The sequence below is a fragment of the Sphingorhabdus sp. genome (genome assembly GCF_044354325.1).
In the GTDB taxonomy this organism is placed as follows: Bacteria; Pseudomonadota; Alphaproteobacteria; order Sphingomonadales; family Sphingomonadaceae; genus Sphingorhabdus_B.
Genome location: NZ_JBILAF010000119.1, coordinates 1 through 6,051 on the forward strand (window position 1 = coordinate 1; position 6,051 = coordinate 6,051).

Annotated in this window: 6 protein-coding genes and 1 tRNA gene; all 7 read right to left on the minus strand. The window is 54.8% G+C overall.

Features of this window, described 5'->3' with window-relative positions:
• Positions 1 to 141: 141 nt before the first annotated feature.
• A complete protein-coding gene (locus tag ACIQ0G_RS09650) occupies positions 142 to 567 on the minus strand; it encodes a hypothetical protein (protein WP_397577724.1) in 426 nt (141 codons plus the stop codon).
• Positions 568 to 734: 167 nt separating this feature from the next.
• Positions 735 to 810: transfer RNA gene (locus ACIQ0G_RS09655), tRNA-Lys, on the minus strand.
• 40 nt (positions 811 to 850) lie between these two features.
• Positions 851 to 1,384 carry a 2-amino-4-hydroxy-6-hydroxymethyldihydropteridine diphosphokinase gene (folK, locus tag ACIQ0G_RS09660; RefSeq protein WP_397577725.1) on the minus strand — a complete coding sequence of 178 codons (534 nt, stop codon included), beginning with the start codon at positions 1,382 to 1,384 and terminating at the stop codon, positions 851 to 853.
• Positions 1,368 to 2,234, minus strand: a complete 867-nt coding sequence (aguB, locus tag ACIQ0G_RS09665) for an N-carbamoylputrescine amidase (RefSeq protein ID WP_397577726.1) — start codon at positions 2,232 to 2,234, stop codon at positions 1,368 to 1,370. The genes folK and aguB overlap by 17 nt, the downstream gene beginning before the upstream one ends.
• Before the next feature lie 171 nt (positions 2,235 to 2,405).
• Complete coding sequence (locus ACIQ0G_RS09670; protein WP_397577727.1) at positions 2,406 to 3,266, minus strand: class I SAM-dependent methyltransferase; 861 nt, start codon at positions 3,264 to 3,266, stop codon at positions 2,406 to 2,408.
• Between the two features lie 65 nt (positions 3,267 to 3,331).
• Complete coding sequence (locus ACIQ0G_RS09675) at positions 3,332 to 4,312, minus strand: agmatine deiminase family protein (protein WP_397577728.1); 981 nt, start codon at positions 4,310 to 4,312, stop codon at positions 3,332 to 3,334.
• Between the two features lie 4 nt (positions 4,313 to 4,316).
• A complete protein-coding gene (locus tag ACIQ0G_RS09680) occupies positions 4,317 to 5,996 on the minus strand; it encodes a M28 family metallopeptidase (RefSeq protein ID WP_397577729.1) in 1,680 nt (559 codons plus the stop codon).
• Positions 5,997 to 6,051 lie beyond the last annotated feature (55 nt).

The window sequence follows — 6,051 nt, forward strand, 5'->3', positions numbered from 1 at the left end:
TGAGTGCGCTTGTCTCAAGCCGTATGATTAAGTCACGCTTTAAGCCACGAGTGCCAGCGAGATACAATTTCAGTCCACCTTGCATATACAGTTCAAACAGACTGTCGTGGAGCAGCTTCTGGCTTTGCATTAGCTCGTCGTTCATGATGCAATTGCTTTGGCAGCAAGACGAAACGATCTTTCGTCATCGTTTTGCCCATATGTAAAATTGCGTAACTGCTTTTGCTGATCATCTAATGATGTATCAGCTTGGCGAATTCCCTTCTGAATTGAAGAAAGCTCCTTAGAGCGGTTCTCAGAGCCGTCGTCACCATTTTGGGCATCTGCATTGCTTGGCTTAGGTTTCTGCGTGTGAGCTGTCTTCTGTGGAGTTTGCTTAGGTGGTTTGGGCTTTCGTGAACGGCACTGTTTAGCAAGTGCATCATTTCTGCTCACCAAAACTGTAACCAACTGCGATGCAACGCCCATCAGTAGATCAATGTCAGCCTTAATCTCTTTGCTCTCACTCTCAGCTGCCAGCTTGGGCAGTAGCAAGACTGCTCGTTTAATCTGTTCTCGTACGTTCATTTGTACACTCCATTACGAGTGTATTTATCACGCTGTGACACATCGTTGTTACAACGATTCCCATCAAATCAATAACTTAGGGTTTGTGTATTACTGTGTACTATTTTTTCCACAGATAATAAGAGAGTGCAGAAACACTCTCAAATTATTGATTTAATTGAAATATATGGTGAGCCCTGCTGGGTTCGAACCAGCGACCTACTGATTAAAAGTCAGTTGCTCTACCGACTGAGCTAAGGGCCCCCAACCAGACCGCGAATTGGTCCGTGCGAGAGCGCTCCCCCTAATGGCGGGAACTTGTGCGGTCAAGCGCCTTTGGTCGGTTAAATCGCGATTGTAGCTGCCTTATGGTCAGGCCCGTCATTGGCTCACGCCAATCGGGGGCAATCATGGCCGCGGGGGTCAAGACAAATCCCCGCGAACATAGTCCGGGATGGGGAATGGCCAAGGCCGGATTGCTGTCCGCCCACACGCCGCCGGACCATAACAGGATATCCAGGTCGAGCACCCGCGCGCGCCAGCTTTGGCCGCGTCGGACGCGTCCGAAATGGTGCTCAATCTCTTGCAGGCGCGCCAGCAGAGCAGGGGGTTCAAGTTCGGTGGACACAAGCGCTGCGGCATTTGCAAATAGGCGTGAGGAGGGCCCCATGGGGCTGGATTGGATCGTCGCCGAATGCGCGAAAACGTCGATGTCGTCCATCTCCAACGCGGCGACCGCTTGCACGATGATCTTGCTTGGCGCGCCAATGATTGCATGTGGCTGATTAGAGCCAATGCCGATGAGGTAGAGATGTGACAGCTTAGATATCCTCTGCAAGCCGGCTGTATAATTGCGGGCGCCGGTCGCGGAAGAAGCCCATGCTTGCGCGGTGGGCGCGGGCTTGGTCCAGATCGAATGTTGCGACCAATATGCCGGTTTCAGCATCATCCAAATCGCAAACGACATCGCCCCATTCGTTGGCGATGAAGCTGGTGCCGTAGAATTTTTGTGCCAGACCGCCATGGTCGTTTTCCGCGCCGATACGGTTTGCCGCGATGACGGGCATGCAGTTTGATACAGCATGGCCCACCATGGCCCGGCGCCACATGTGCCGTGTATCCAACGTCGCATCCTGTGGCTCTGCGCCAATGGCGGTGGGATAGAAAAGCAGCTCAGCGCCCATCAATGCCATGGCCCGTGCGCATTCGGGGTACCATTGGTCCCAACAGATGCCGACGCCGATTTGCGTGCCAAAGACTTCCCAAACTTTGAACCCGGTGTTTCCAGGGCGGAAATAATATTTCTCCTGATAGCCGGGGCCGTCGGGAATATGGCTTTTGCGATAGATGCCGATAATCTCGCCATCGGGACCGATCATCGCGACGCTGTTATAGAAATGCGCGCCATCACGTTCGAAAAAGCTTGTGGGGATGGCAACGCCAAGTTGCTTGGCAAGTTTGGCCATCGCGATGACTGACGGATGTTCGCGCGTTGGCCGCGCGAGCGCGAAATGTTCTTCCTCCTGCGTTTTGCAGAAATAGGGGCCTGAAAACAGTTCAGGCGGCAGGATGATTTGCGCGCCTTGCTCCGCGGCCTGTGACACGAGGTCACATACAGCATCGATATTTTCGGCTTCGCTTGCCGACAGGGGCAGTTGCAACGCGGCAACGGTGATATTTCGGGTCATACCGCGTCTATAGCCGGACGCCGAAACGCGCTGCAATCACCATTGTTACCAGATACAATAATATTGTCGTTGCTATGCCAGCAACCAGCGTGCCCCACCGGCGATGCCCCAACCGCAAAATCCACGGCGTTAAGAGGGGCATCGGCTGGCTGGGCAACACTCATGCAACAATCAAGGCCGTTTTTTGAACAGCAATGTCATGCGGTCGGATTCACCGATGGCTTCGTACTTTGCGCGGTCGACGTCTTTCAAACGCAACGCTGGTGGAAGGGTCCAAACGCCATCGGGCCAATTGGCACTGTCCTTTGGATTGGCGTTGATTTCGCTTTTGGCGACCAGCTCAAATCCGTTCACTTCCATGAACTTGATGATGTCGGCCTCACGCATGTAACCTTTGGTGCCATTGGTGTAGCTGAACGGCGCATCTGTCTTGGCGCGATGTTGTTCGATGCCCAGCAAGCCATCGTCCTTCAACAGGTCGCGCATTGCCTTGATTTCGGCATCTGCGATGTTCCAGTTCATCATATTGTGCAGCATGCGCATCACAATTATGCGGTCAAACGACCCCTTTGCGCCGTCTGGAACTTCGCTGAGCGAAAAGGCGTTGAAATCTGTCGCCGGACGTCCGGACACTGCTGCGACATCAGCAGGGAACTTTGCAATGCCCGCGGCAATGCCGGTTTTCTGTTGATCGCTAAAATGGCTTTTTGTGCCGAAATACAGGCCGGTATATTTGCCTTTTTCGTTCACATAACGGCCAAGGATACGCGAAACCCATTCGCCGCCCGGGGCATATTCGCCAATGACGTGATCAGGGTGCAAACGAAAGAATTCGAACGTTTCGGCAGGATGGCGATATTGATCGCGCTTGGCATCGGCACCGCGCGACGGGTCGGCGAGAATTTTTGCAAGGCGCGCGGTGTGCTCCTTATGCATTTTGTCATGCTCGGCTTTGCTCATGCTGTGATGGTCAGCAAAGGCGGGTGCTGCGAGCGCAGTGGCGGCGAGGGCAATTAGAAAAGTCTTTTTCATTGGGGGCGTCCTCTTGGTTGGTTGTTCTTGGAATATGCAATGTTTCGCGTCGATATCCAATATAGTCAAACGGGCACGTGTTGGCTTGAACAATGAAAGCTTCCGCCGCCGGTCAATACCGCATCCGCCATGACACCGATAACGTCGCGTTCGGGGTAGATATTTGCCAACACCTCAATCGCGGCGTCATCGTTAGCGCCGCCATAGATCGGTACGACGACAGCGCGGTTGCCGATGTAGAAATTCATATAACTTGCCGGCACGATTTCCCCGTCTTGTTCAAAACGGCCAACCGACGGCATCAGCGTCACTTTGCATCCGAACGCTTCGGCGCGGGCGCGGGCATCTTCAAAGACGGCGCTGTTTGGATCGTCGGGTCCGGCGCTGCTTGGAACGAGGATATGGTTCGGGCCAACAAAGCGCGCCAGATTATCAATATGGCCGTCGGTATGGTCGTTGGCGAGGCCGTCGCCAAGCCAAAGCAACCGTTCGATCCCCAAATCAGTGCGCAGCCGGTCTTCAATCGCGGCTTTATCAAGCGCCGGGTTGCGGTTCGGGTTTAACAGGCAATCGACGGTCGTGGCGGCCAGACCTTCACCGTCGACGTCAATCGATCCGCCCTCAAATATCCAATCCGCCTGTGCAATTTCAAAACCGAAATCTGCGGCCAATTCATGGCCAATGGTTGTATCGCCGGGATAGTCAAACCGGTTTCCCCAACCATTGAAGCCAAAATTACGGGCAATCCGCCGATCTCCATCCTTCACGATGATGCAGCCTGTGTCACGCAACCAGACATCGCCGATGTGGCGCAGCTCGACATGGACGCCAGCGTCAACTAGTCCCCGGGCTACGGCCATCGCCTCTGCATTGCCGGCAATCACATGTACGCGTTCGCCCTGACCCGATGCGTGCACCGCATTGGCAAAGGCGGCCATCTGCTGCTGTGCGCGTTGGAGCGGCGCACCCCAATATTCCGCAGAACTGGGAAAGCCAATCCAGACGGCTTCATGGGGCGCCCATTCGGCGGGCATACGGAACGTCATTGGCTTATTTCCCGTTGCGGCTCTTGTCGCGGACAGCGCGGAATTCGTCGCCGTCGTTCCAGTTTGGCCATGCGTCGGTCATCGCCAACATCCGCCCGATGCGATAATATAGTTTCAAATCGGACATGACGCCCGACCAATCCCATTTTTCGTCAAATTCGTCGCCGGGCGCGTGGTACCGGTTCTTTTCATAATCTTCCGCTGCGGCCTTTGCAGCGGCCTTTCCGCCGGTGACAAGATCGTCGCCGCCTTCGAAATACACCATAGGCACGCCAAGCTTGGCAAAGCTGAAATGGTCAGAGCGATAGTAAAAGCCCTTTTCCGGTGTCGGTTCCGTTTCAGGTGTCCGGCCTTCGGACTTTGCGGCAGCCTCAAGATAGAGATCAAGTTGCGATTTGCCTTTGCCGATGACGGTCAAATTCTTCGCGGGGCCAGACATTGAGAATGCATCCATGTTCACGCCGCCCACGGTTTGCGACAGCGGGAAGACGGGGTTCTCGGCGTAGAATTTCGAACCAAGCAGGCCGCTTTCTTCAGCCGTCACCGCAAGGAACACAACCGAACGCTCGGGCGCGCCGGCTTTTGCAAAGCCTTCTGCCAATGCGACCAAAGCCGCCGTGCCTGTAGCATTGTCGACTGCACCGTTACAGATGTCGTCGCCATCGGCCGCGGCCGTGCACCGACCGAGATGGTCCCAATGCGCCGTGTAGAGCACATATTCGTCGGGGCGCTTTGTGCCTTTCATGACGCCAATGACGTTCTTGCTCGCCTTGCGCGCGATGTCATTTTCGAAATTAATCGATGCGGAGAGGTTCAGCGGAACCGCCTTAAAGCCTTTTTTCTTGGCCGCGGCCATTTGCTTGTCGAGATTCTGACCGGCGGCGGCAAAGATTTGCTTCGCTACGGATTTCTGGATCCAGCCATTGGCTTGGGTCTGGCTCTTTCCGCCATCCTTTGACTGCGCCAGGAATTGCGTGCCAGTCCAACTGGAGTTGACGACATTCCAGCCATATGCCGCGGGGGCAGTGTCGTGGATGATTAAAACGACAGCAGCGCCCTGACGCGCGGCTTCTTCATATTTATATGTCCAGCGTCCGTAATAGGTCATGGCCTTGCCACCGAACGGACCATCAAGACCTTGATTTTCGAAATCGGGGTCGTTGATCATGACAACGACGGTTTTGCCCTTAACATCGACGCCAGCATAATCGTTCCAGCCTTTTTCAGGGGCAACAATTCCGTGGCCGACAAAGACCATTTCGCTTTGCTTAATATCGGTTTTGGGTGTCTCGCGGTAACTGCCGATGACATATTCATTGCCATAGGCAAATGACATGGCCTTGCCGCTGCGGTCGGCAATTGTGAGCGCTGACACATTTTTCGCGGTGATTTCGATCAGCGGCACATCCTGCGTCCAACTGCCGTTATTGCCGGGCTCAAGTCCTGCCGCTTTATATTTGGCTATCAGATAAGCGACGGTTTTCTCTTCGCCGACGGAGCCCGGTGCGCGGCCTTCATAGCTGTCGAGTGACAATTCGCGTGTCACGTCCTTCATTGTCGCTTCGGAAAGCGCGGGGACTGTGACCTGTGGCAGGGCGTCTACCGCGACGTCGAGCGACGCATCCTTTTGACAGGCGGTCGTGAGAGCCAGAACAGATACAAGGGCCAGAGACAGCAGGCGCATGAAATTCTCCTAAGGGGGAAATATTATTGCGCGCCTTCTGCCAGACCCGCCGGTC